18 protein-coding genes and 2 pseudogenes are annotated in these 23,300 nt (G+C 56.1%); 10 read left to right on the top strand and 10 right to left on the bottom strand.

What is annotated here, in order from left to right; genetic code table 11:
• The first annotated feature begins 39 nt into the window (after positions 1-39).
• The 8 genes from ACYZTX_RS13445 to ACYZTX_RS13410 all read left to right on the top strand — a co-directional run bounded on the left by ACYZTX_RS13445 (position 40) and on the right by ACYZTX_RS13410 (position 12,326).
• On the top strand, positions 40-2,082 hold the full coding sequence (locus ACYZTX_RS13445; RefSeq protein WP_462034442.1) for a type VI secretion system Vgr family protein: 2,043 nt from the start codon (positions 40-42) through the stop codon (positions 2,080-2,082).
• On the top strand, positions 2,075-2,974 hold the full coding sequence (locus tag ACYZTX_RS13440) for a DUF4123 domain-containing protein (RefSeq protein ID WP_462034441.1): 900 nt from the start codon (positions 2,075-2,077) through the stop codon (positions 2,972-2,974). Before ACYZTX_RS13445 ends, ACYZTX_RS13440 begins: the two co-directional genes overlap by 8 nt.
• Positions 2,971-6,333, top strand: a complete 3,363-nt coding sequence (locus tag ACYZTX_RS13435) for a toxin VasX (RefSeq protein ID WP_462034440.1) — start codon at positions 2,971-2,973, stop codon at positions 6,331-6,333. The genes ACYZTX_RS13440 and ACYZTX_RS13435 overlap by 4 nt, the downstream gene beginning before the upstream one ends.
• Complete coding sequence (locus tag ACYZTX_RS13430; protein ID WP_462034439.1) at positions 6,333-7,433, top strand: DUF6708 domain-containing protein; 1,101 nt, start codon at positions 6,333-6,335, stop codon at positions 7,431-7,433. The genes ACYZTX_RS13435 and ACYZTX_RS13430 overlap by 1 nt, the downstream gene beginning before the upstream one ends.
• A 19-nt stretch (positions 7,434-7,452) precedes the next feature.
• Positions 7,453-8,559 (top strand): DUF6708 domain-containing protein, encoded by a 1,107-nt coding sequence (locus ACYZTX_RS13425; RefSeq protein ID WP_462034438.1) that lies wholly within the window; start codon positions 7,453-7,455, stop codon positions 8,557-8,559.
• 103 nt (positions 8,560-8,662) lie between these two features.
• Positions 8,663-10,215 (top strand): IS3 family transposase gene (locus ACYZTX_RS13420; protein ID WP_462033692.1). Its coding sequence is split into 2 segments (ribosomal slippage): positions 8,663-9,125 and positions 9,125-10,215, totalling 1,554 coding nucleotides; the frame shifts between segments, so codons are not numbered across the junction.
• A 95-nt stretch (positions 10,216-10,310) separates the two neighbouring features.
• On the top strand, positions 10,311-11,225 hold the full coding sequence (locus ACYZTX_RS13415; protein WP_462034437.1) for a DUF6708 domain-containing protein: 915 nt from the start codon (positions 10,311-10,313) through the stop codon (positions 11,223-11,225).
• Between the two features lie 147 nt (positions 11,226-11,372).
• The gene (locus ACYZTX_RS13410) at positions 11,373-12,326 is read left to right on the top strand and encodes a hypothetical protein (RefSeq protein ID WP_462034436.1); all 954 of its coding nucleotides are present in this window, start codon (positions 11,373-11,375) and stop codon (positions 12,324-12,326) included.
• 105 nt (positions 12,327-12,431) lie between these two features.
• On the opposite strand, the pseudogene ACYZTX_RS13405 reads toward ACYZTX_RS13410, so the two are convergent.
• The 7 genes and pseudogenes from ACYZTX_RS13405 to ACYZTX_RS13375 form a co-directional block, all read right to left on the bottom strand.
• Positions 12,432-13,245 (bottom strand): annotated as a pseudogene (locus ACYZTX_RS13405) (VanW family protein).
• 294 nt (positions 13,246-13,539) lie between these two features.
• Positions 13,540-13,728: pseudogene (locus ACYZTX_RS13400) on the bottom strand (hypothetical protein); the annotation flags it as partial.
• A 55-nt stretch (positions 13,729-13,783) separates the two neighbouring features.
• Complete coding sequence (locus ACYZTX_RS13395) at positions 13,784-13,951, bottom strand: hypothetical protein (protein ID WP_170206238.1); 168 nt, start codon at positions 13,949-13,951, stop codon at positions 13,784-13,786.
• An 11-nt stretch (positions 13,952-13,962) separates the two neighbouring features.
• Complete coding sequence (locus ACYZTX_RS13390; RefSeq protein ID WP_282381232.1) at positions 13,963-14,205, bottom strand: hypothetical protein; 243 nt, start codon at positions 14,203-14,205, stop codon at positions 13,963-13,965.
• A gap of 62 nt (positions 14,206-14,267) precedes the next feature.
• Entirely contained in the window at positions 14,268-15,332 is a 1,065-nt protein-coding gene (locus ACYZTX_RS13385; RefSeq protein ID WP_462034435.1) for a lipocalin-like domain-containing protein, read from the bottom strand.
• The gene (locus ACYZTX_RS13380) at positions 15,322-17,793 is read right to left on the bottom strand and encodes an ABC transporter permease (RefSeq protein WP_462037033.1); all 2,472 of its coding nucleotides are present in this window, start codon (positions 17,791-17,793) and stop codon (positions 15,322-15,324) included. The genes ACYZTX_RS13385 and ACYZTX_RS13380 overlap by 11 nt, the downstream gene beginning before the upstream one ends.
• A gap of 1 nt (position 17,794) precedes the next feature.
• Positions 17,795-18,463: an ABC transporter ATP-binding protein gene (locus tag ACYZTX_RS13375; RefSeq protein ID WP_462034434.1), complete on the bottom strand. Its 669-nt coding sequence runs from the start codon at positions 18,461-18,463 to the stop codon at positions 17,795-17,797.
• A gap of 240 nt (positions 18,464-18,703) precedes the next feature.
• On the opposite strand from ACYZTX_RS13375, the gene ACYZTX_RS13370 reads away from it, so the two are divergent.
• Positions 18,704-19,012, top strand: a complete 309-nt coding sequence (locus ACYZTX_RS13370) for an addiction module antidote protein (protein ID WP_462034433.1) — start codon at positions 18,704-18,706, stop codon at positions 19,010-19,012.
• A gap of 13 nt (positions 19,013-19,025) precedes the next feature.
• Here the strand turns inward: ACYZTX_RS13370 and ACYZTX_RS13365 are convergent, their stop codons facing one another.
• Positions 19,026-19,838, bottom strand: a complete 813-nt coding sequence (locus tag ACYZTX_RS13365) for a class I SAM-dependent methyltransferase (protein WP_462034432.1) — start codon at positions 19,836-19,838, stop codon at positions 19,026-19,028.
• Positions 19,839-20,017: 179 nt separating this feature from the next.
• On the opposite strand from ACYZTX_RS13365, the gene ACYZTX_RS13360 reads away from it, so the two are divergent.
• On the top strand, positions 20,018-20,404 hold the full coding sequence (locus ACYZTX_RS13360) for a hypothetical protein (RefSeq protein ID WP_462034431.1): 387 nt from the start codon (positions 20,018-20,020) through the stop codon (positions 20,402-20,404).
• A 2-nt stretch (positions 20,405-20,406) separates the two neighbouring features.
• Here the strand turns inward: ACYZTX_RS13360 and ACYZTX_RS13355 are convergent, their stop codons facing one another.
• Complete coding sequence (locus ACYZTX_RS13355) at positions 20,407-21,837, bottom strand: sigma-54-dependent transcriptional regulator (RefSeq protein WP_462034430.1); 1,431 nt, start codon at positions 21,835-21,837, stop codon at positions 20,407-20,409.
• A complete protein-coding gene (locus ACYZTX_RS13350) occupies positions 21,806-23,299 on the bottom strand; it encodes a sensor histidine kinase (protein WP_462034429.1) in 1,494 nt (497 codons plus the stop codon). The genes ACYZTX_RS13355 and ACYZTX_RS13350 overlap by 32 nt, the downstream gene beginning before the upstream one ends.
• Position 23,300 lies beyond the last annotated feature (1 nt).

Raw genomic sequence — 23,300 nt, 5'->3', positions numbered from 1 at the left:
GTATTGGTTTACGCCGCAGCACTGCACGAGGAACAAGGGATGTTCGCGCCGGCCAATCAGACTCACTTTGCCCTGACTATCGAAGGTCTGGATAACGATCTCCAGGTTCTTTCCCTGCGAGGTCGGGAAGCCATCAGCCAGCCTTTTGTGTTTGAGGTGGAGCTGGTCAGTGAACAGCCGTCCCTGGACCTCGAGACCCTGCTGCACAAACCGGCCTTTCTGCAGCTCTCGCCTGACGGCAGCGGCATCCATGGCCAGATCTATCGCGCCGCCCAGGGTGATTCCGGCAAACGCCTGACCCGCTACGCGGTGACCCTGCGTCCGCAACTGTCCTACCTGGCGCACCGCATCAACCAACGCATCTTCCAGAACCTTAACGTGCCGAAAATCATCGGCAGTGTCCTCGAAGAGCACGGCATCCAAAGCAATGCCTACGAATTCAAAGTCGGGGCGATTTATCCAGAGCGCATCTACTGCGTTCAGTACGATGAATCGGACCTGCAGTTCATCCAGCGCCTGTGCGAGGAAGAAGGTATCCACTACCACTTCCAGCACAGCGCCACGGCGCACAAGCTGGTGTTCGGCGATGACCAGACGGTGTTCCCGAAACTCGCGCCCGTGGCCTATCAGCAAGATTCCGGCATGGTCGCCAACGACCCGGTGATCAAGCGCTTCGACCTGCGCCTGGAAACCCGCACCAGTCGCACCACCCGCCGCGACTACGACTTCGAAAAACCGCGCCTGACCCTGGAAAGCGAAAACCGCGGCGACGCCCTGCCCGACCTCGAAGACTACGACTACCCCGGCCGTTTCATCGACCGCGAACGCGGCAAGCACCTGGCCAAACGCGCTCTCGAACGTCACCGCAGCGACTTCCAGCTGGTCGAAGGCAAAAGCGATCAGCCGTTGCTGGTCAGCGGCCACTTCCTGGCCCTGACCCAACACCCTAAGCCTAAATGGAACGACCTGTGGCTGCTGACCGAAATCCTCCACGAAGGCAAACAGCCGCAAGTGCTGGAAGAGTCGGTCACCAGCAACACCACGGCGTTGAAGGACGACTTCCACCAGGGCTATCGCAATCGTTTCCAGGCCACCCCATGGGACGTGCCGAACCGCCCGCCGCTGCACCACCCCAAACCACGGATCCTCGGCAGCCAGAGCGCCGTGGTCACCGGACCCAAGGGCGAAGAGATCCACTGCGACCAGTACGGTCGCGTCAAAGTGCAATTCCACTGGGACCGCGAAGGCCAGGCCGATGATAAAACCAGCTGCTGGCTGCGCGTCTCCTCCGCCTGGGCCGGCGCCCACTACGGCGGCGTCGCCATCCCGCGCATCGGCATGGAAGTGCTCGTCAGCTTTCTCGAAGGTGACCCCGACCAACCGCTGATCAGCGGCTGCCTGTACCACAAGGAAAACGTCGTCCCGTACGCCCTGCCGGCAAACAAAACCCGCAGCACCTTCAAAACCCTGAGCTCGCCGGGCGGCGCTGGCTTCAACGAGTTGCGCATCGAAGACAAGAAAGGCCAGGAACAGATCTTCCTGCACGCCCAGCGCGACTGGGACGAGAACGTCGAGCACGATCAGAAAATCCGCGTCGGCAACGAACGCCATGACACCGTCGAGCAAAACAGCTACAGCGAATTCAAGGCCGAAGAACACCACACCGTCTACGCCGACCGCAAAGTCGAAACCCGCGCCAACGACCACCTGACCGTGGGCGTCAACCAGCACATCAAAGTCGGCACCGGCCAATTCATCGAAGCCGGCCAGGAAATCCACCTGAGCAGCGGCATGAAAGTCGTGCTCGAAGCCGGCAGCGAACTCACCCTAAAGGGCGGCGGCAGCTTCATCAAGATCGACGGCAGCGGCGTGACCCTGAGCGGCCCGGTGATCAACATGAACTCCGGCGGCAGTCCGGGCAGCGGGAGCGGCGCCGCGCCACTGATGCCTGGGCCGTTGAAGCAGGCGGATGCAGACAAGGCTGGAGAGTTGTTGGTGCCGGCACAGCGGCAGGCGTTGATGCAGAAGAAGCCTATTTGCGCGATTTGCGAGAAAGCCAAGCTGGAGGCGCAAAATGCTTAAGTCCCAGTGGACGCTAGAGAATGGCCTACCGCAAGGCCTGCCATGGAATGGCACGGTAGGTTTGCTGCTGGATGGTGTCAGCGTCGAGAAACTTCCACAGCATCTGTATCAATGGTCAGATAACCTGGTGTTCGAACCGCTCTACCTCGGTACACGGTGGGCCGAACTGGGTGATGTTTCTCCGTGCCTCGTCCAGATAAAAACACAGAACAATCCGATCCTGATGCGGTTCCTCAACGCGTCCTCTCAAGAATGGGGCCACCTTGTTTTCAGCGATCAGCCCTGGGATCACATGGTCGCGCACTTCCGTTGGCTCACCAGCGTGATGCACCCGCAAGGCGAAGAAGTTCTATTGCGCATAGCCGACCCTGCTGTGACTCATGCGTTGCTCGCCCATGCGGATACCGTCAAGGATCCGACCCTGTTCGGCCCTTGCGTACAGATCGTCACCGCCGATGCGGCGCTGGGCTGCTGGCATGTAAACCAGCGACCGGGCAAGCCCCCCGAGCCGAACTACAGAAAACTCTACCGCTTGAGCGACGAGCAACTGAGCCAACTTGATGAAGTGAATTTTCGCAGCATCGTCCTTCGACTCGACGAACACATGCACGAATACTTCCCGTCCTATCAGGCGCAAGCGACGCCTCTGCAACGCTGGGAACACCTGCATGCATTGGCTTCGACTTCGTATGATCGAGGCTTCAACACCGAACTCGATATCACGCTCTACGCCAACATTCACGGGTTCCTCGGCGAAAGAACGCTGGAAGAACATCCAGACCTGGATGCAATACTCAAAACCCCATCGGAACAAACGCCCGCTCAGCGACTCGAACGCGTCGCTGATATCGCTCAGGAACGGGCTGAAACCTTCAACAGGAGCCAAGGATGACCACGCCAACATCGGCCGGCAAAAGCCCGAACAACGTCGCAAAGAGCCGAGACGATGGCAAGTGCGCCATGGGCGGCTGCCCCCTGATGAAAGCCAAAATTCAGCTCATCCCCCTACGCTATGGTTTGGTCGAGCGACTCGACCCGTCCAGCGCACTGGCGATGCCGTACAAAACCACTTCACGTCCACTGGGCATTCGCTTGATCCGCGATGGCTGGCTCTACGTCATCGTCGACAAAAAACCTCAAGCCGTCATGCACGAATACCGTGTTCAGAATGGCATCGTGACCCAACTGCTGTGGGAAAAAGGCGAAATCACCGCCAACAAACGCGAAAGCAACGTGGGCGAAGCCGTGCTGGTCTTCCCGCGTTTGAGCAAGCTCTACGTCAATTACTCCGAAGTGCAATGGACCGCCGCCAAATGCACGCAGGTCATCAAGCACAAATCCGAGCGTGAATACTTCATGCAGGCAGTGGACCTGACCAAGGTTGATCCGGAGAAAGGTGCGGCTAATCTGTTGACGCCAAGTCAGGCGGAAAAATGGATTGCGGAGGTTGCGGAGCAGCCGAGTAAAGAGCCGGCGGTTACAGGTGCCAAGCCTGAGGAAAGCAAAGACTATCTCTGGGAGCAAGTGTCGCACTTCAAAAAGACTCAGCTGGGCGCGCTGAAAAAACAGGTCAAGGCAGAAAACGAGCGTGACCATCTGTATGTGGTCATACAGGATGACTTGGGCGTGCTGCGCGATCTCGCCGAGCATCAGGATTTGGTCACTGGCTGGATCAGTGACTGGAGTGACGCTGAGGCGAATCAAAAGAAGTATGTGTTTGGCTGTTATATCGAGTCGCTATATAGGGTAACCGGCGATTCGATCCTTAAAGCCGCTCAAGGCGATCCGCGTTTTGCCGAACTCAAGGACGAAACCACCGAAGAACAGCGACAATCCATCGTCGATTACGTCAACATCAAAAACCAAACTCATTATTCAGGTGCGGGCACACAGCGTGGTGCTGTCGTAGCTTCAAAGTTGCGTATGCGCACAAGCCTTGGGGCTTTGTACGCTAAGTACGAAGACTTGATCGATTCCATTGACGACAATGCAGATGACGCGTTAGATGGCGCAAAAATGGGGCAAGACGGTATCAATGACCTAATTGATCGTCCCGCTATGGAAGCCTTCCTGAAACAGCAACGAACTCAACTCAGCCGCTGGAACAGGCGGTTGGACTTGATCACAGATGACCGAGTCAAATTAGCAAGCGAAAAACGCTTCCATCGCTCCGCCTGGTATTTCGACTCTAAGCTATCTAATCAGATAGAAACATCTCTAGCCACTGAATATGCATGCTTGAAAGATATTTGCCGAACAGACAAGGCGACTGACGCGATCGCAGAGCTAATCGAAAAACAACCCAGCTTTACAGTACCTACATTCTTCACTCTGAGCCTTACAGATCAAAAAGATTTTTACGCGAAGATGAGTTCGATTGTAAAAACCGTACGCGACATCCCTCTTTCCACTGGTGACTACAAGGGAATAAAGGATCTTAGTGTCGAGTTCAAAAAACTATTGAATCAAGACCTTCCTGCAGCAATGAACCTCAGCGAAGATGGCATAACTTTCGACCAAACAAGAAGTACTGTATACGAACCTGCCAAACAACTTCGATTAGCGAACGCCCTTGAAGAGGCCATGCAAAGCGTGCGCAGTGGCCAGCCCATTGATCCAGCGAAAGTTCTACGCCATATTCCCGGAGCCGCGTGGATTGACGTATTAAGAACCTTCGGCAAAGAAGGGATGACCTTGGAGTTCGCGTCGGCGGAACAAGCTCGAGCGTACAAAGCCGATTCAGAAAAAGCCGGCGAGATTCGTAAGAAAATGGCTTCGCTAAAAAACGAAATCAGGCAGATGCTGGCGAATGAGCGTAAAGGTAAAGCACCTAAAGGCAGTCATCGTGCATTGATTGCACAACGTAAATCCATTCAGCAGATGCTACCTCCTCTGGAAGCAAGCATTGCTTCCGCTATGAGGCTCGTTGGTGAAGGGCCCAGCAAAGTCGGATTAAAGATTAAGGGCCTGACCAGCGCACAAGAGGTCGAGTTCCATCGTATGGCAGAAGACTATCGATTGAACCGCCCAGACAAATTGAAAGGTCTTGGAAAAGATATATTCAAATCGGCAGGTGGAGATATTTTTGCGTCTGCGGTTATGGTAGTTCAAATCATGAGCTTTCTAACTGTACAGTCGGAGTTCTCTCGAAAAAAAGATGCTGATTTTTCTGACAAGCTAGCAGTAACCAACTCATTTTTCTCGATGCTAGGCGGGATATTTGCTGCGGCTCAAGGGATATCGATAACGACCTTAACAGCAGCGCAACGTAATTACTCAAGTGCGGCCGGAAAAATCAAATTGGCGGCGCGCTTTGGCAGACTCACAGGTGGATTGGGGTTAGCCGCGTATGGATTTGGAGCGTCAGCCGCAGCAACTAGCTTGTATGGAGAGAAAGGTTCAGTTGTCAAATGGACAGAAGCGTTAAGATCAGGTGACGGAGGCAAACTGGCTGGTGCCTCTATGACACTTGTTGGAGATTCTGGACAACTTGCAGTTAATGGCTGGGCAACGGTTCGTACCGGCCAATACATGTACGAGGCCGCTTCAAAAATCAGCGAAGCGAGAGCAGTTGCGTGGGCAACAGCAGGTGGCAGAGTCCTAAGCGTGGCAGCTCGCGCAAATTTGATCGGACTTGGACTCACTATTTTGCAGCTCGGCGGTGAGTGGATCTACAACCATTACAACAAGTCAGAATTGGACAAATGGTTACAGCAAGGTGCATGGGGTAAAAAAAGTCTGCAGCGCCCACTGGAAGAGGATCGCCTGCAATTGGCAGACATTACTGCGGCACCTCAAGTAGGCTTAAAAAATATTAATGGCCAACCAATGGCTGTGATTAGTATTCCGGGCATCACGACTAGTGAGTTAGACCACGTAAGTTTCGAACTAGAGGCATACTGGCTCAATAACTCACCCCATTACAATTGGGAACCATGGACCGAGCCGATGGCATATCAACTAAATCTTCTCAGCACTCCCGACGCACCACTTAAAATGGGTCTTGAGATTTTTCAACACGAAGCTAATGCGATGCACGGGTTAGCTATTAAACTGCGCTATCATCCTCTCGCTGGAAATAGCGCAATCCGAGAGAAATACTTTCAGACCATGACACTTAATGCAGGGAAAGAAAAAACGATTCCTTCTATTCCCGCGCTACGCGTCCGCAATGCCAGTGCGCCATCATTGCTCGTGACTACTGATCTTCTCAACGTGCCTGGCTCCACCCAACGCCTCGGTAAAATTTGATGCCTTTACAGAACCAATCACCTCGCGACGATATGCTTGGACTGAACAAAAAAAGACCTGCATCCGGTGAAACTCGTAGTTTTGCGACTGGAGAGGCTGTTTTCTTTTCTCCACTTCCCGTACCTACGGGTAGCACTCCAATGGATCTGGGGGGTAGCTTCATCGAGGTCAATGAGACCTATCTCGATGTAGGTAGCACCAACTTTGGCAAGGCATTTCAGGCAAGAGCGATGATCGGCCTTTGTATGGGTTTTATAATTGCCTGTCTATTAGTTTTACCGACGATCATGGGCTTTTCGACCTTCAACAATCCATTTGGCCGTGATTTCTCTTGGTATTTCAGCGAGTTCTTTGAGTCGGGTTTATATATTTCAGGATGGGGAGGAACAGCGTTCGCGGCCCTTGGTTTGTACGTCGTCATAAGCACGACAAGAAAAAAATCTCAAGCCCGCCCTATACGCTTCAACAGGCAACGCCGTGAGGTCTGTTTTTTCGCGGACGGGTCTGATGAGCCTGTGATTCAGCCATGGGAAGGGATGGTGTCCTGGCTCTCGGTCAGCACTGGTGTTACCGGTGTAGGCGTCATGAGCACTTATACATTCGGCATGGCTTTCGACGATCTTAAAGCCGATACCGTGCATTTTGTAAACCAAGGTGTAATGACCCCAACTCATGGTTTGGGCAAGTGGGAAGCGATCCGCCTCTACATGGAAAAGGGACCGCAATACTGCCCGAATAAAGCACCTTACGAGGGTCGCCATACTTTCGATCAACAACGTGCAAATATGCACGAGGAGTACCAACACAACGAGCGTTCCGCTCTGAGCGTTGGCTGGTGGTATTTTTCTCATGCAATCACTTTGTGGCGCTTTCCGTACTGGGTAGCAGAATGGGATCATCGTTTCAGCATGAAATCTCTACCTGAATCCATTGCCGAATGGTCCAAACCTTTGCCTTCTGAACAATGGGCCAAACCAAGCGCCGCTCTGAAAGAGCAAACCATGAAGATCGAAAAGGCCTTTACTCAAGGACAGGATTTCATGGCGTACTTTAAGGCCAACCTAAACGAAACCAAGGCAGAAGAATCAACAAATAATTGAATAGAACTGAACAAACTTTATGGCTTTCTGCGTGACACCTACCTCTCCGCAGTACGACGAGTTCGATATACAAAAGCAACGACCTATCGTTGGTGAAACTCGTCGTTTTGCCACTGGAGAGGCTCTATTTTTGTCGCCACTGCCGGTGCCCACCAGGCAAACCCCCATGGATTTTGGCGGAAGCTTTGTTGAGGTTAATGACACATTCCTTGACGTAGGCAGTAGTAATTTCGGCAAGGCTTTCCAATCCAGGGCAATGATTGGGCTCGGTATGATGTTCATTTTTTCATGCCTGATTGTTCTGCCTTTGCTTGCAGGAACTACTACCTGGGGAAATCCTTTTTCCGAGTCCTTTTGGGACAGAGCGGCAGGCATGCTCAATTTCGGTGTGACCTTTAGTATTTGGGGAGGAGGAATAGCTGCGCTCCTGGGTACTTACGTTATCTTGAGCACTACCAGAGCAAAGTCGCGCACCCGTCCTATTCGATTCAACCGCCAACGTCGTGAAGTCTGTTTCTTTCCCGAAGGTTCTGACGTCCCCGTCATTCAACCATGGGAAGAGACAGTATCTTGGCTTTCAATCAGTACAGGTGTTACTGGAGTAGGAGTAACAAGCGCTTATACCTTTGGTATGGCGTTCGACGATTCCAAAGCTGACGTAGTGCATTTTGTGAGACAAGGCGTGATGACTCCTGCTCATGGCTTGGGTAAGTGGGAAGCCATACGTGTCTATATGGAAAAAGGTCCAGAGTTCTGCCCTGGCAAAGCACCATACGAAGGCCGTGGCACCTTCGATAAAGAACGACAAGACATGCATGAGGAGCACCAACACAACGAACGTTCCGCTTTCGGGGTTGGCTGGTGGTACCTGACACACCTGATCACCTGGTGGCGTTTTCCGTACTGGGTAGCAGAGTGGGACCATCGTTTCAGCATGAAATCTCTACCTGATTCCATTGCTGAGTGGTCAAAATCTCTACCGACTGAGCAGTGGGCCAAGCCGAGCCAAGCCTTGAAAGAGCAAAGCGCCAAGATCGAAAAGGCTTTTGCTCAGGGACAAGATTTCATGACCTACTTCAAGGCGAACCTAAATGAAATCAAGACAGAAGAATCGATAAATAATTGAATGGAAACGATGAGTCGCGTCCTTGATGCCCCCGGTGTCAGGATAGTTGTCGCCTCTCCGAATTTTCCTGAAAAAGCATATCGGGGGCGGAAAGAGACTGGTCGTGCCGTACTATTCACCTGAACGCAAAGCCGCATTACTCAAGATGCTGCTTCCCCCGCTGAGCCTGACGATGGCCGAGGTTTCCCGGCGTGAAGGGGTTAGCGAAATGTCTTTGTCCAACTGGCGCAAGAAGGTCAGTTCTGAAGGAAGCGCAGTGCCTGAAGACAAGCCACTCCCCGAGAACTGGTCTGCTGAAGCCCGGTTCGCTGTCGTCCTTGAAACCGCCGGTCTGTCGCAGCTCGAACTGGGTGAGTACTGCCGACGAAAAGGTCTGTACCCCGAACACGTCAGCGCCTGGCGCCAAGCCTGTATCACGGGGCAGCAGAGTGTTCAGAACCAACAAAAGGTCGACCGCGAACAATCTCGCAAGGACAAGAAACGTATTCAGCAACTTGAGCGCGAACTGCTGCGTAAAGACAAGGCGCTGGCCGAGACCGCCGCGTTGTTGGTGCTGCGAAAAAAGCTCAACGATTACTGGGGGATCGACAACGAGGACACCTGACCTCTTTGCCGGAACGGCAGTTGTTGGTGGCTTGGTTGATCGAAGCCATCGTGGCCGGTGCTCGAAAAATCAGAGCGTGCCAGGAGGTGGGGCTGTCGCTCAGAACCTTGCAGCGATGGACGCAGAGTGAGGATGTTCAAGCCGATGCCCGCACAACCACCGTGCGGCCCACGCCACGTAATGCGTTGAGCGAGATCGAACGACAAGCGATCGTGACCCTGTGTAACAGCCCTGCGTATGCCCATTTGCCGCCGAGTCAGATCGTACCGAGGCTGGCTGACGAGGGGCGTTATCTGGCGTCGGAAGCGACGTTTTATCGCATCCTGCGTGCAGCCGGTCAGCAACATCATCGGGGCCGTAGCCAGCGACCCAGACGGCATGCGGCACCGACGACGCATGTCGCCAAAGCGCCCAATCAGGTGTGGTCGTGGGACATCACGTATTTGCCGTCGCCGATACGCGGCAAGTACTACTACCTGTATTTGATCGAAGATATTTACAGCCGCAAGGCCGTGGGCTGGGAAGTTTACGAAGAAGAAAGCGGCGAAAAAGCCGCTGCGCTGCTGCAACGCAGCGTGATCGGCGAGCAGTGTTTACGCGAGCCGCTGGTGCTGCACTCGGACAATGGTGCGCCGATGAAATCGCTGACGCTGTTGAGCAAGATGTACGACCTGGGCATCACGCCGTCCCGTGGCCGACCGCGAGTGAGCAACGACAATCCGTACTCGGAGTCGCTGTTTAGAACACTGAAATATTGCCCGCAATGGCCGCAGGAGGGTTTTGCCAGCTTGGACGCCGCACGCGCTTGGGTGAGAGATTTTATGCGTTGGTACAACAACGAGCACCGGCATAGCCGGATCCGCTTCGTGACACCGGCTGAGCGGCATCGAGGGCTGGACCACCAGATCCTGGCGCGGCGGCATGAACTGTACCAGCGAGCGCGCAAGAAAAGCCCGGAACGTTGGTCAGGCCAGACGCGGAACTGGGAGCCGATAGGAGCGGTGATGCTGAATCCGGATCGGGAGCAGCAGGACGAGAAAAGAGCGGCATAGTTGAACGGTTGACGCGACAACTACCTTGAAAAATGCCGGATGCATAAATATAATCGACTACCTCATGCCGGAGATGCACTTTATGGTTATCCTGCATGACACCTACCCCTCCGCAGTACGACGAGTTCGATATTCGACAGCTGCGCCCCGTCGCTGGGGAAACTCGTCGCTTCCCCACTGGTGAAGCATTGTTCCTTTCACCTCTACCTGTTCCTACCGGGCAAATCCCAATGGATCTCGGCGGAAGTTTTGTTGAAGTCAACGACACCTACCTGGACTTGGGTAGCAGCAATCTCACCAAGTCTTTCCAAGCACGATTAGCTGTGTCACTCCCTACAGTCGTAGTTATTGTTTGTCTATTTGTTCTCCCAGCCTTGATGGGCTTCGCAGCATTCATAAATCCATTCGGCAGAAGCTTTTGGTTTTACTTCAACGATTTTTTTGAGTTCGGAATATCACTAGCGCTCTGGTGTGGAGGGGGAGCAGCGCTGATTGGCCTGTACGCGATTATCAGCACCACAAGAAGCAAAGCCCGCGCCCGCCCCATCCGATTTAACCGTCAACGCCGAGAGGTCTGTTACTTCCCGAATGGCTCCGACGAACCCGTGATCCAGCCTTGGGAAGACACGGTTGCGTGGATCTCAGTCAGCACCGGATTCACCGGGGTAGGCGTAATCAGTAGCTACACCTTTAGCATGGCCATAGATAATCCCAAGGCCGATACGGTGCACTTTCTTACACAGGAGGTCATGACTCCTGTTCATGGACTAGGCAAATGGGAAGCCATACGTGTCTACATTGAAAAAGGACCAGAGTTTTGCCCTGGTAAAGCACCATACGAGGGTCGCCACACTTTCGATCAAGAACGACAGGACATGCACGAGGAATACCAGCACAACGAACGGTTGGTGGTACCTGACACACCTGATCACTTGGTGGCGTTTTCCGTACTGGGTAGCGGAATGGGATCACCGTTTCAGCATGAAATCTCTACCTGCATCTATTGCTGAGTGGTCCAAACCTTTACCGTCTGAGCAATGGGCCAAACCGAGCGCCGCGTTGAAAGAGCAAAGTATCGAGATCGAGAAAGCCTTCGCTCAGGGGCGAAGTTTCATTGAGTATTTCACCGTCAACTAACACCCATTAGCGGAACAGTCATGAATTTCCTCAAACCTTACTTGCTCACATTGACCTTGTTGCTGAGCGGCTGCAAAGAAGACTTCGCCACCTTGCACTTCCCGGACACGGTGCGCTCGGATCCTGCTTCCGGGCCTCGATACACCGATACCCTGGTCCATGAAAAATACAAAAAACTGATTTTCGACGCCGTTTCAGCGCGTGGCATTGATCCCGACGCGGTGGTGCTGGAGCGGGTTAAAGATCAAGACAAATTGATCCTGCTACGCTTGGCCGATAGTTCGCTCAGCGACGATCAACGCAACATGCTGCGCGCGGTATTTGATGAGGTCATCCAGGCTCGCAAGGCCAGCTCGCGAAAACTAAGTCTCGATCTCGCCGAGGAAAAGGGGGACGCACCTGAGCGGGAGCAGGTCAGAACCGTTGATTTTATTCTCGATATACAACCGAAAATCGAGCTCACCAGCAAGTTGGCAGGCATTTGGGGCGATGGCTTTCAAAAGATGGCGAGCGCTTTCAAATATGGCATTGGGGACGAAGTTAAATGCCAGCTGTCCGCCAATCTTTTACCCAACCCTGCCTTACGAATCACGGCTTATGAACCGAATTTGAAGACCCGTGAAAACGCGTTCGTGACGCTACTGACCACCACCGAACGCCCCGCCAAGGTGAGCGCTCACTGGCGCTTTCAGGATCCAGCGCTGATGAACGCGATTCACAGCGGCTTGGTCAACGTTTCACCCTCGACGTCTATTACCACTCGCGATAATCGCAGAACGTGGATGGTGGTCGACCAGATAGCACTTGAATTTGGCTCTATCGGAGAACAGACGATACATCCGGGTCAACTTGGTCGCACAGACCAAAGCGGGATGGAGGCATTATGTGCCAAGAAAGGCGAAGCGCTTGGACGACCGTTTTCATTCTATTTAGGGGACAGCCTGGATCGTTTGAGCCATGTCGAATACTTATGATCTGCGCAGATCTCAAGCCGATGCCTCTATGACGATGGCGCGCTTTTGCACGGCTTTGCGTTAAAAAAAAGGACGACCCAATGATCGCCCGTTTTTTTATGCACTTCAGGTCAGTAAACTTTCCTCAACCTCATACTTAACCACCACCCGATTCTTATAAAGCCGCTCACTCTTCAACACCTGACTCTCCTGCCCCTTGCTCCTGACCTCCCGCCATATCTCGTTCTCGCGAAAAACCCGCCCACCGCCTCGCACAAACCGATGCCCAAGTTGATAAACGTGATACCGAAACTCCCTCACCTGATCGCACAACAACTCCCCTTCCAACTGTTGCTCGGCGACATTGAGCTTCAACTGAAAATGGCGATCGGTCGGGTTATGCAACACCAGGTCAATATAGTTGTAAAAGATCGCTGCACCAGAGCCGAATGGAAGCACCCGCCCTTCGTCAGGAAAGGGATCGAAGCTGTGGCTCGACCGCTCAACCACGACCAATGGTGAGTGAATCGCGATCCAGTGAATCAGGTTGCTCAGTTGGCAAATTTCTCCGCCAATGCCGCTGCGGGCTTCACCAAATGACAGCTCCATTCCTTCGACATAGCCGCGTTGACGGGTGGGTCGGCCCACCAAGCGGCAGAAGGAAAAGTATTCTCCGGGTGCGATGACGACGCCGTCGATGCTGGCCACCGCCAGTTTCAGGTTGATGACTTTGTTGTGCTGCAGGGCGAGATCGGAGTTGCCGAGTTTGCGGATCAGTTTGGAGGTGTGCTTGAGGTAGCGAAATGGTAATCGGGAGACGGCGCTCACCGAAACTGCGTAATGCTTGCGGGAGAAGCGCCAGGCCACTTGCCGGAACAGTCTTTTTTGCCACACGCGAAGCCAGTAGGGCGCCGGGGGGGTAGAGGGAGAGTGGTTTCATCCGCGTCAGAACGGTAGCCGTTTTCTTCCTTGATCTGCAAAATACCGCGCATCTTAACGTATTGCTGCAAGTGCGTATCGCACGTCGAGAAGGTGTTCGCCCAGTGTAATGGCCTGGCAATCCATGCACCGGCAAAGAGCCCTGACACTGGGCGAACGGGAAGTATTTTAATTGAAGTTTTCGAATATGTCCGCGTATATAAACATGAATTTATCGAAACAACATTGATTAAATGTCGGCCCAAATACTATTTTAACAAGCTACTTGAACTAACCGATCCGACCATCAAATTGATTATTCTTGTACCAAAACTTGTACAATAATAATCAATGTATATAGAGCTATTACGCAACTTCCGTACTGACTGGTCACTTTCAATGTATCGGTATAGGTCACCACAATGCGCTGCCCTACTTTCAGATCCTTCAGTTTCTTCTGAACTACAGGTTTTTCGACGTTGATGGTTGTTGGCTGACCAGCCGGAAAGAGCGCTGCCCCCCAAGCCAGCGCCCTCTGTGCAGATAAGCAATGGCGCTGATCAGGGCGTTTTTGCCGTTTCCTGTGCGGTGGATTCGCCGCTGTCTGTGCCCTTGCCGCTCTCCTTGCGTCGGGTCGGATCGGTCGGGCGCAGGGCGTCGTTGTCGCGCTCGACTTCACCCGGTGGCCGAGGTTCGTCAGGGTGCTCAGTGGGGGTTGTCGGTTTCATGTAAGTTCTCCTCAAGCTTCGGGATCGTCAACCTCATGGGCGACGTTCACGGCAGGCGAGTCTTTATGGGATTGATCGGCCTTGGCTTTCAGGGCTTGCCACTGTTCCAGGTCGATGGCGCCCTGCCCCAGCAAGTCATCGGCCACCCGCAGCAGTTCGGTGTAATGGGCGTCGGGGGACTGCTGCCAGTAGGCCTTGTCGTCGAAAAGGCGTTGCCACGAGGCAAGGTCAGGTGGTTTGAGGTCGTCGCTCATGGCGGGCTCCTGTGTACCGGTGTCTTAACTTAGGAGGCTGTCGCCCAACCGAGAGTTCCGACTCAATACCCGGTCATTTCCAGATAACCCTGCCCACCGTGGCTGCCGCTCAGTTGCACCGGCCCTTCCCAATAGGGAATGCGCAAAGTCATCCACGCGTTGGGATTGAGGGCGCTGATTGTGATGTCGAGGTGTTTGTCGGGAATTTTGATCGACCAACGCACCGGCATCGATCGTCCGGCGACGTTGGCGGTGTCTTGCGGTGTGAGGCTGATGTCGGCGGCGTTCAGCAACTGCGTCTGGCCCTGAGCGTCGACCCAGGTGCCGGTGAGGTAAGGCGCGCCGTCCTTCTGCCGCATGCGGTAGAGCATCACCTGTTCGCCGCTGTCCAGGTGCAGGGAGAACCAGTCCCAGCCCGTCTGGTTGGCGGTCAGGGGCTGGCTGCTCCATTCGCGGTCGAGCCAGGCCGGACCGCTGACTTGATACGTTTTGCCGTCGATTTCCAGTGTGCCGCGGGCCTGAAAAAATGGCTGACTGTAGTAGTACGACGCCTGCCCTTGTTCGGATTTCTGACTGAAGCCTTTGTCGCCCTGAAGCACCAGCGGACGTGTGGAGGTCAGCCGCAGTTGATAGCCAAAATCCTTGTCCCGGGCGCTGAGTTGAAGGTCCGCCAGAGGATCGGAACCCTGACTGCTGAAACGCCAATCATCGATCCACGCGTTGAACGGCGCGAGGCTTACGCCAGCCTGACCCACGCCACCACGGGCATAGCGCTCGGCGGCGTGATGCACTGTCGCCGAGGTCACGGCCGCGTGGCCAAGCCAGATAGTTTGATTGCTCCAGCCAGACTGCTCGGGTGTAGCTTTCAAGGCGCTGCGAAACAGCGTCCACTGCGCGCCGAACTCTTGACCCTGATCGTCCTTGAGGTTGGCTGTGACGTACCACCATTCAATTCGAAAACCGTCATGAGGACCGTGATCCGCCGGAAAGCTGAACACCCGCCCGGGCACCACCGGCGTAAACGCGGTGGCCTGATTGCCCAGACCCGCGAAGCCTTTTTCAACCGGCACCGAGTTATCGCACCCGCCCAATAAAGCCAAGAGCAACACACCGAGCTTAATCTTCATGAGCAAACGTCCTCAGCAGATCCGCCGGTTGCGAGCGATACAGCGAGTACAGCGGCCACGCCGACGCCAGTAACGTCGCCAGCAGCGCCAACCCCATCAACTGCAACAGCTGCATCGGAAACACCCGCAGCGGCAAGCGCCAGCCGAAGGCCTGGACGTTGATCACCGTGTCCAGGCACCACGCCAGCGCGATCCCCAATGGCAACGCCAGCACCAGGGTCAGCACCGCCAGCAACCAGGTCTGCCCGAGATTGAGCAGCATCAATTGTCGGCGAGTCACACCCAGCGCCCACAGGGGTGCGAGCTGCCCGAGGCGGCTCTGACTTTGGGTCAACAGGCTGATGAACAGCGCCACGCCCGCCACGCAGAGGGTCAGGCTGTTGAGCGCGGCGGTCGCGGCAAAGGTGCGTTCGAACACTTGTGTGGACCAACCCTTGAGCCGGGCCTGGTCGACGATGCGGCTGTCCTCCAAAGAAAAGCGTGTTTGCAGCGTGGTCAGGAACGCGGGGATCAACGGCGGGTCGATGCGCAGGTTGAAACGGCTGGGTGTCAGCTGCGGCCAGCCGCGCAGCAGATGGTTGACGTTGACCAGAATGTGGCCCTTGGGATTGCCGTAATCGGCGTAGATGCCGACGATCCGTGGCGACCAGGCGCCGTTCGGCGTGGGAATCGTCAGGTGATCGCCCAGACGCACCTTCAGCCGACGGGCCAGTTGCTCGCTGAGCATCACAGCATCGTCCTTGGCCAGTCGGTCCCAAGGGTTGTCGCCCAAGGCTTCCAGCAGCGGCCAATGCTGGCGATACGTCGGGTGATCGATCACGCCGAAGACCTCCGCCGGCCAGCCTTGCAACTGAATCGACACTTGCCAGCTGGGCAGCACTGCCGTGAGTCCGGGTTGCTGCTTGAGCCAGGTTTGCAGCTCTCTGGCCTGGGCCGGATTTCGCGGATTAACGTACAGTTCGGCGGTCAGGCGTTGCTCGAGCCAATCGCTGAAGGTCTGGCGAAAACCGGCCGTCATGCTGCCCGCACCAATGTTCGCCGCCAGTGCCAACAACAGCGCCATCAGCGCCAGGCTCAGGGCCGGCAGTTGCTGACGGCAGTCGGCGAGAAACCATTGGCCGAGCACCGAGCGACTGCGTTGCAGCACCAGGTTCAACACAATGTTGAGCACCACCGGCAACGCCAGTGCGGCGCCGATCAACAGTGCCGCCATCAGCACGAAGCCACTGCTCAGGCTGTCGCCAAAGATCAACGCCAGCAGCGCGACCACCGCGGCAATCACAGCGACCCAACCCTGGCGCCGCAACCAGCGCGCGTGAGCCTGATGCCAGGCTTGCGGGTCGGCCAGCGCCAGCAAAGGCAGGCGCGCTGCCCTTAACAAACTGTTGGCACCGGCCAACAACGCACCGAACAGGCTCAGCCCGACGCCGCTGAGCCACCACCACAGACTGAGGCTCAACTGCCCCGCCATTTCGGCGCCGTATAACCCGCGCAGACTGGCGGCGACGTCCGGCAACAGCACGCTGGCCAGCAGGTAGCCGCTGACGACCCCGGCCAGTCCGCCGATCAACGCCAGGCCACCCAATTCAACCGCCAGACAGGTAATCAGCATTCGCGCACTGACGCCACAGGCACGCAGGGTTCTGAGCAAGCCACGGCGTTGTTCCAGCGCCAGGCCGATCGCGGCGTGGACGATGAACAGGCCGACCACGAATGACAGAAAACCCAGAGCGTCGAGGTTTAAGTGAAAACTCTCGGTCAGGCGCGACAAATTGTTCTCTTCGTCGCTGGTCTTGAACTGCAGTTGTCCCTTGAATTGATCAGGCAGGGTCGCGGTGAAACCCTTTGGCAGCAGCAGGCGCGACAGCTGATCCGGCAGGCCGAGAATCTGCTGGGCGAAGCCGATGTCCACCAGCAACACACCGGGAGCCATATCGGATTGGGCATGCAGCGGCGGCAAGGCCTGGCCACTCAAACTTACCGGGCGTTCGCCCTCGTGCAGACCCAGTGCCTGCAACGTCTGCGGCGAAATCCAGGTACTGCCCGGCGGGCTGAAAAACTCGACAATCTGCTCAATCGCCAACGCCTGCCCGGCCACTGCGGAACCCGCGGGCAGCGACACCGGCTCGATCCCCATCAGCTGCAAGCGCTGATCGTCATGGCCCTTGAGCGTCACCCGACCTTGCAGGACCGGCGACACCGGCCACCCCGCACGGCGCAGGTCGACAAACACTTGCTGGGAAAAGGTCGCGCCGCTGGGCGCACTGAGGCTGGCCTGGGGTTCGCCGCCGATCAACTGACTGGCCCGGGCATAACTTTCACGCGCCTGACTGTTCAGCGCCTGCACGCCGGTCAGCAGGCTGGTGGCGAGCCAGAGCCCGGTCAGCACACTGAAAAACTGCACCGGATGCTGCCGCCAATGACTGAGCAGCGCCCGCAGCGTCTCGCGAAAGACCCGCACCTCAGCGCTCGTCCGCGCCAGCCAGACGGCCACCCTGGAGCACCACTTTTTCTGCCAGCCGCGCGGCAACCCTCGGGCTGTGAGTGACCATCAATAAGGTGGTGGGACTGTCATCGAGCAACTCCAACAATAGCTTCAAGACCTCATCGCTGGTGGCTTCATCGAGGCTGCCGGTGGGTTCGTCGGCCAGCAGCAGTTTTGGCTGTGACGCCAGGGCCCGGCCCAACGCGACCCGTTGCTGCTGGCCGCCGGACAGCTGCTCCGGATAACGCCGCAGCAAATCCCCCAACCCCAGACGTTGCACCAGATGCGCCTGCCAGCGCGGATCATGCCGCCCCGCCAGTCGCGCCTGGAATGCCAGATTGTCCTCCACGCGCAAACTGCCGATCAGGTTGAACTGCTGAAACACCAGGCCAATTTCGGTCCGCCGCCAGTTCGCCAGTTGCCCTTCGCTCATCTGCTCCAGCCGATGTTCGCCGCTGCGGATGCTGCCGCGATCGACCTTGTCGAGCCCGGCAATCAGGTGCAGCAAAGTGCTTTTGCCACTGCCCGACTCACCCATCAACGCCAGGCTGCTGCCGGGTTTCAAGGTGAGGTCGACACCTTGCAGAACCGGTAATGGGCCCTGAGGAGTGGCGTAGCTTTTGAAGACGCCTTGGACCGTAAGCATTGGGGAAAACCGTTCGATGTGCGTGGAGCAAGGATAGCGGACGGCAGCCGCACCGCGAATAGGCGGGCTCAGACACCCCATAGCCCACACACTTTAGGGAAAAAACATACATGACCAAGGAAACGTCTGACTGTTCATTCGTATCCATTTGGATACATTTGAGCAATGAATTATCTTATTCAACAAACCGCAAACCGCCGACATCAGGCGGGCGAAAAAATTGGCAAAGGAGGTTTAAACATGAGCCAGACTTTGACTACTTTCGATATGGCGGCTCTGCTGGACAGTGACGAAGCCATCAGCGAGTACCTTTCGCAAGTGCTCGCAGACGGCGACAACGAAGAATTTCTTCGCGCTATTGGCTACGTGGTGAAAGCGCGTGGAATGACACAAATAGCCAAGGATTCGGGTATGGGCCGCGAAAGCCTGTACAAGGCCTTCGCACCCGGTGCAAAACCACGTTTCGATACGGTTCTAAAGGTTGTACATGCCCTTGGCATTGATCTCTGCGCGCAGCCGGGTCATTCGGTCAATCACTCGACTCACTGAGAGTCTCTTCTGGCTAGGCTGCTCGCTTCACCGCCACCCACGTAAAACACAACGGCAACTGCGCCGTTTGCTGTTCATACCGATCATAGAGTTCCTCGCGGTTGGAATGCGGGTACTCCTTGAAGTGGCTGACCTGCAATCCGGCGTCGATCGCCCCCGTGAAGATGGCGCCCAGGGTGTGGACGAACCAGTAGGACGAAGGCGCCTGCTGGTCGACTTTGCCTTCGTAGACGATCGGCTGATCCTGCACGAAGGGTTCACTGCGAAAGTACGAGCTGTCCGGCCGATACGGATCGGCTGACTCGGGGTCGAACATTTCCAGGAAAGGGTGGGTTTCGTACACCACCAGGCTGCCACCGGGCTTGAGGGTTTGTGCGACATGGCGGAAGAATTCGCCAATATCCGGCATCCAGTTCAAGACGCCGATGGTGATCAGGGCGACGTCGAAATGCTCGTGCAGTTCACTCGGTAGACGGTGGATGTCGGCCTCGATGAACTCAGGCGCATGGGGCGAGCGTGACGCCAGTTCCCGCGCCTGATCGAGGAAGGCCTTGGACTGGTCGACGCCCACGACGCGGTGGGCCCCCAACGCAAACAGCGAGATACTTTCGCGCCCGTTGTTGCAGCCCAATTGGACGACGTCCTTGCCGTCGACACCCACGTGCTCCAGCAAACCTCGGAGGGTGTCGTCCAGGCAGCAAAAATCCCCATTACCAACAGCCGTCAAACGGGCCTGCCATTCAGGGGTGTCTTTGTGGTGTCGGGCGGAATCATTCCAGGCATCGCGGTTGCTGGCGATGGCCTTTTCTTTTGTCGGCATTTCCATTGCGCGCTCCAGACTGGGGTCTTGATTGACCGGCACGAGTCTAGATCAGGGTTTCGAAAAACCCCATTCAGTCTTTGTTGAAATCTTGTAATCCGGGCATCGCGAACGCGTCCCCGTACGGCAGCTATAGTTAATGACCTTGGGGAAATGCGGGAAAAACCGATTTCGCAGGTGTCGCCATGAAAAAAACCGATTTGACGCTACTGTTTGCCCTCTGCCTGACCGCCACAACCGGTGCTCACGCAGACGACAGCCTGACTCCCACCAGCGATTACAGCAGTGAGTTCAACTATTACGGAGCCGACCAACCCTTTGCTCACCCCGTGCCTCCGTCCCTGAACGCGGTGCCCCCCGGGTCCTACATCCCGACCGCCCCCCAGGATTTCATCCCCATTTCGAGCCAGCATGAGTTCTACGACTCAAGATTGCCGACGGTAGCAGATGCCACTGTTCGCGTATTCATCCGCTCTTACGATCAGGAACGCGGTGTCTACGTGAACGAAGAAGTCCTCGACCCCACGTGTCTGCTCGCGTGCCTCAGCCGTCAGGGGCCAGTGATGCAATAGGCCTACCACTGGCGTTTGTCCGGGCGCGCGAGACCGAGTTTTTCGATCCGGTAACGCAGCATGTCGCGGCTCAGGCCCAGCAGTCGTGCGGACTTGGTGACGTTCCAGTCGGTCTTGTCGAGCATCTTGCGCACCATGTCGCGCTCCACTTCCGGCAGGTTCATGGACTCGGTGCCGTTGTAGACCGGACGCGGCTCGCTGTATTGCGGCTCTTGCTGAAACACCAGCGGCTCATCCACCAGGCTCAGGCACACATTCAACTGATGGGCGGCGATGGTGTCGCTCTGGGCCAACAGCACGGTTTGCTCAAGCATATTGCGCAACTCGCGCACATTGCCCGGCCAGCTGTAACCGAGCATCAACGCTTCGGCCTGGTCGCTGAAATGCAGGTGCGGCTTGCCATAACGTTTGCCGTGGACCGCCAGGAAGTGCCGGGCCAGCAACAGGATGTCTTCGCCACGGGCATACAGGCGCGGCACCTTGATCGAGATGATCCGCAAACGGAAGAACAGGTCGCGGCGGAACTTGCCCTGCTGGACCATTTGTTCGAGGTTGCAGTTGGTGGCGCTGATCACCCGCAAATCGACCTTGCGCTCCTTCACCGAACCCACCCGGCGGATGGTCCGGTCCTCCAGCAGCTTCAGCAGTTTGGCCTGCAGCAACAGGTCCATCTCGCCGACTTCATCGAGAAACAGCGTTCCGCCATCGGCCGCTTCCACCAGCCCGACGCGCCGTTCCTTGGCGTCGGTGAAAGCGCCCTTCTCATGGCCGAACAGTTCCGACTCCACCAGGTTGGAAGGAATCGAAGCGCAGTTGAATTCGATGAACGGGCCTTTGGCACGCGGGCCATCGAAGTGCAGCGCCCGGGCCACCAGTTCTTTGCCGGTACCGGTCTCGCCTTCCACCAACACCGGCGGCAGATCGGTATTGGCCATGCGCCGTTCGGCGTCGAGTAACTGGCCAATGGTGCTTTTGAGGTACTGCATCGGTGCCGATTCGCCAATCAATGCCTGCACCCCTGACTTCTGCGCTTCGCGTTCCTGATAGAACGACAGCGTGCGTTCCATTCGGTCGGTGGCCAAGGCCTTGTCCAGCAGCAGCTTGAGCTCCGGCAAGGCCACCGGTTTGGTGACGTAATGGAAAGCGCCCTCTTTCATCGCCACCACGGCGTCTTCGACGTTGCCGTAACCGGTCATCATGATCACTTTCAGATCCGGCGCGCCGATGCGCAGCTTCTGGATCAGGTCGTGACCGCTCATGCCCGGCAGCGAGTTATCGGTCAGCACCACGTCAGGGACGAAAGTGCCCAATTGCTCCAGTGCATCCTCAGCCGAGTGGCAGACCGTCACCTCGAAGTCCTTGCGCTCCAGGTAGGTCTGAATATTCTCGGCGAGGAGTTCGTCATCCTCGACCAGCAGAATGCTGTGCTCCATATACCCCTCCCGTTGCCACTTTAAAATTGAGACAGACGCGGGTTCCTTCCTGCTCGCGGCTGGTCAATTCGACCGAGCCTTCGAAACGCTCCATTATTCTTTTGACCAGGGCCAGGCCCACGCCCAACCCTCCTTGTTTGGTGGTGAAAAAAGGCTTGAAGGCCATTTGTTGCTGCTGTTTGTTCATGCCCTTGCCGGTATCGCTCAGCGTCATGCGCACGAGTCCGGGCTGCGGCGTTTCGATGTCGATACTCAGCAGGCCGCCCTTGGGCATGGCTTCCAGGGCATTGGCAAACAGGCTATTGAGAATTTGGGTGAGCAGCACCTGTTGGCTGACGACCGGCGGACAACTGCAAGGCGCGAACCGTACTTCCACGTCGGAGCGTTTAATCTGCGCGTCGAACGCACTCAGCGTGTCGTCGATGACCAGCACCAGGTCTACCGATTCGTAGTCGTCGTTCATGGGCCGCAATGACACCAGCAACTCCCGAACCCAGCGCGACATGCGATCGACCTGACTGATGATGTCGCCGATGTTCTTCTGCGCGTTCTGGCTGGCGATTTCCTGAGCCAGTTCGGCGCTGGAACGAATGTTGGCCAACGGATTACGCAAACTGTGAGCCACTGCCGAGGACATTTCCCCCAGCGCCACAAAGGTCTCATTGTTGATCAGTTGTTTTTGCTGGCTCTGAAGCAGCATTGCCGCACGCCGCACAATCCAGAACAGCCCGAGGTAGATGGCCAGACCGCCGAGGATGGTTGCCAGCCAGATCGACCTGAAACCGCGCTGGATACGTTCCACCAGGTCCACGGGTTCTTTGTAGATCTCCACCATGGCGATCACTTTGCTCTTGTCGGCATTGAACATCGGGATGTAGTTCTCGATGAACAGGTATTCAGGCTCACGCAGCAGCCTCTGCTCGGGACGCCCCTCATCGATTTCGTGGTAGCTGGTGGACACCAGTTCCTTCATTTCGAAAGATTCGTCCAGTTCTTCGTCATCTTTGATGCGAACCCCAATCAGCTCCGGATTGGTCGACCACACCACCGTGCGATCCAGGGCGTACACCGTGGCCAACAGAATGTCCGGCAGATGCTCCACATGATCGAGAAATTCGCCGCGCGAAGCGGCGCGAGAGGCTGGACTCACGTCGGGATAAGCGTGGTCCAGGCGTGGATCGAGCATTTCACCCATGGTTCTGTTCGGGGCAATCGCGGCATGGCGAATTTCGGCATCACCAATGGCCTGGACGAACTGCGCGGTCAGCATCGAATCGCGCTCGATGCTTTCCTCGACCACAAAGCGCGTGGAAACGTAGCCCAACCCCAGCGCAACGGCGGCGATGATGAAAAAGCTGCCAAGGGAAAACCAGCGCAGCAAATTGAACTGTCCTCGCCAGCCCTTGCCCACTGCTGCCGACGTCACCGGCGCAGGTATTTTTTGTTGTCCTGATATCTGCATA

This window comes from Pseudomonas sp. MDT1-17 (assembly GCF_054898105.1).
Note: the sequence above shows the minus strand (reverse complement) of the source record. Positions and strands in the feature narration are given on the sequence as shown.

Coding starts and splice junctions, on each gene's coding strand:
- ACYZTX_RS13390 (WP_282381232.1), bottom strand. CDS start 14,205: ATGAGCGACGACCTCAAACCACCTGACCTTGCCTCGTGGCAACGCCTT.
- ACYZTX_RS13395 (WP_170206238.1), bottom strand. CDS start 13,951: ATGAAACCGACAACCCCCACTGAGCACCCTGACGAACCTCGGCCACCG.
- ACYZTX_RS13370 (WP_462034433.1), top strand. CDS start 18,704: ATGAGCCAGACTTTGACTACTTTCGATATGGCGGCTCTGCTGGACAGT.
- ACYZTX_RS13375 (WP_462034434.1), bottom strand. CDS start 18,463: ATGCTTACGGTCCAAGGCGTCTTCAAAAGCTACGCCACTCCTCAGGGC.
- ACYZTX_RS13355 (WP_462034430.1), bottom strand. CDS start 21,837: ATGGAGCACAGCATTCTGCTGGTCGAGGATGACGAACTCCTCGCCGAG.
- ACYZTX_RS13385 (WP_462034435.1), bottom strand. CDS start 15,332: ATGAAGATTAAGCTCGGTGTGTTGCTCTTGGCTTTATTGGGCGGGTGC.
- ACYZTX_RS13365 (WP_462034432.1), bottom strand. CDS start 19,838: ATGGAAATGCCGACAAAAGAAAAGGCCATCGCCAGCAACCGCGATGCC.
- ACYZTX_RS13440 (WP_462034441.1), top strand. CDS start 2,075: ATGCTTAAGTCCCAGTGGACGCTAGAGAATGGCCTACCGCAAGGCCTG.
- ACYZTX_RS13415 (WP_462034437.1), top strand. CDS start 10,311: ATGACACCTACCCCTCCGCAGTACGACGAGTTCGATATTCGACAGCTG.
- ACYZTX_RS13425 (WP_462034438.1), top strand. CDS start 7,453: ATGGCTTTCTGCGTGACACCTACCTCTCCGCAGTACGACGAGTTCGAT.
- ACYZTX_RS13435 (WP_462034440.1), top strand. CDS start 2,971: ATGACCACGCCAACATCGGCCGGCAAAAGCCCGAACAACGTCGCAAAG.
- ACYZTX_RS13360 (WP_462034431.1), top strand. CDS start 20,018: ATGAAAAAAACCGATTTGACGCTACTGTTTGCCCTCTGCCTGACCGCC.
- ACYZTX_RS13350 (WP_462034429.1), bottom strand. CDS start 23,299: ATGCAGATATCAGGACAACAAAAAATACCTGCGCCGGTGACGTCGGCA.
- ACYZTX_RS13445 (WP_462034442.1), top strand. CDS start 40: ATGTTCGCGCCGGCCAATCAGACTCACTTTGCCCTGACTATCGAAGGT.
- ACYZTX_RS13430 (WP_462034439.1), top strand. CDS start 6,333: ATGCCTTTACAGAACCAATCACCTCGCGACGATATGCTTGGACTGAAC.
- ACYZTX_RS13410 (WP_462034436.1), top strand. CDS start 11,373: ATGAATTTCCTCAAACCTTACTTGCTCACATTGACCTTGTTGCTGAGC.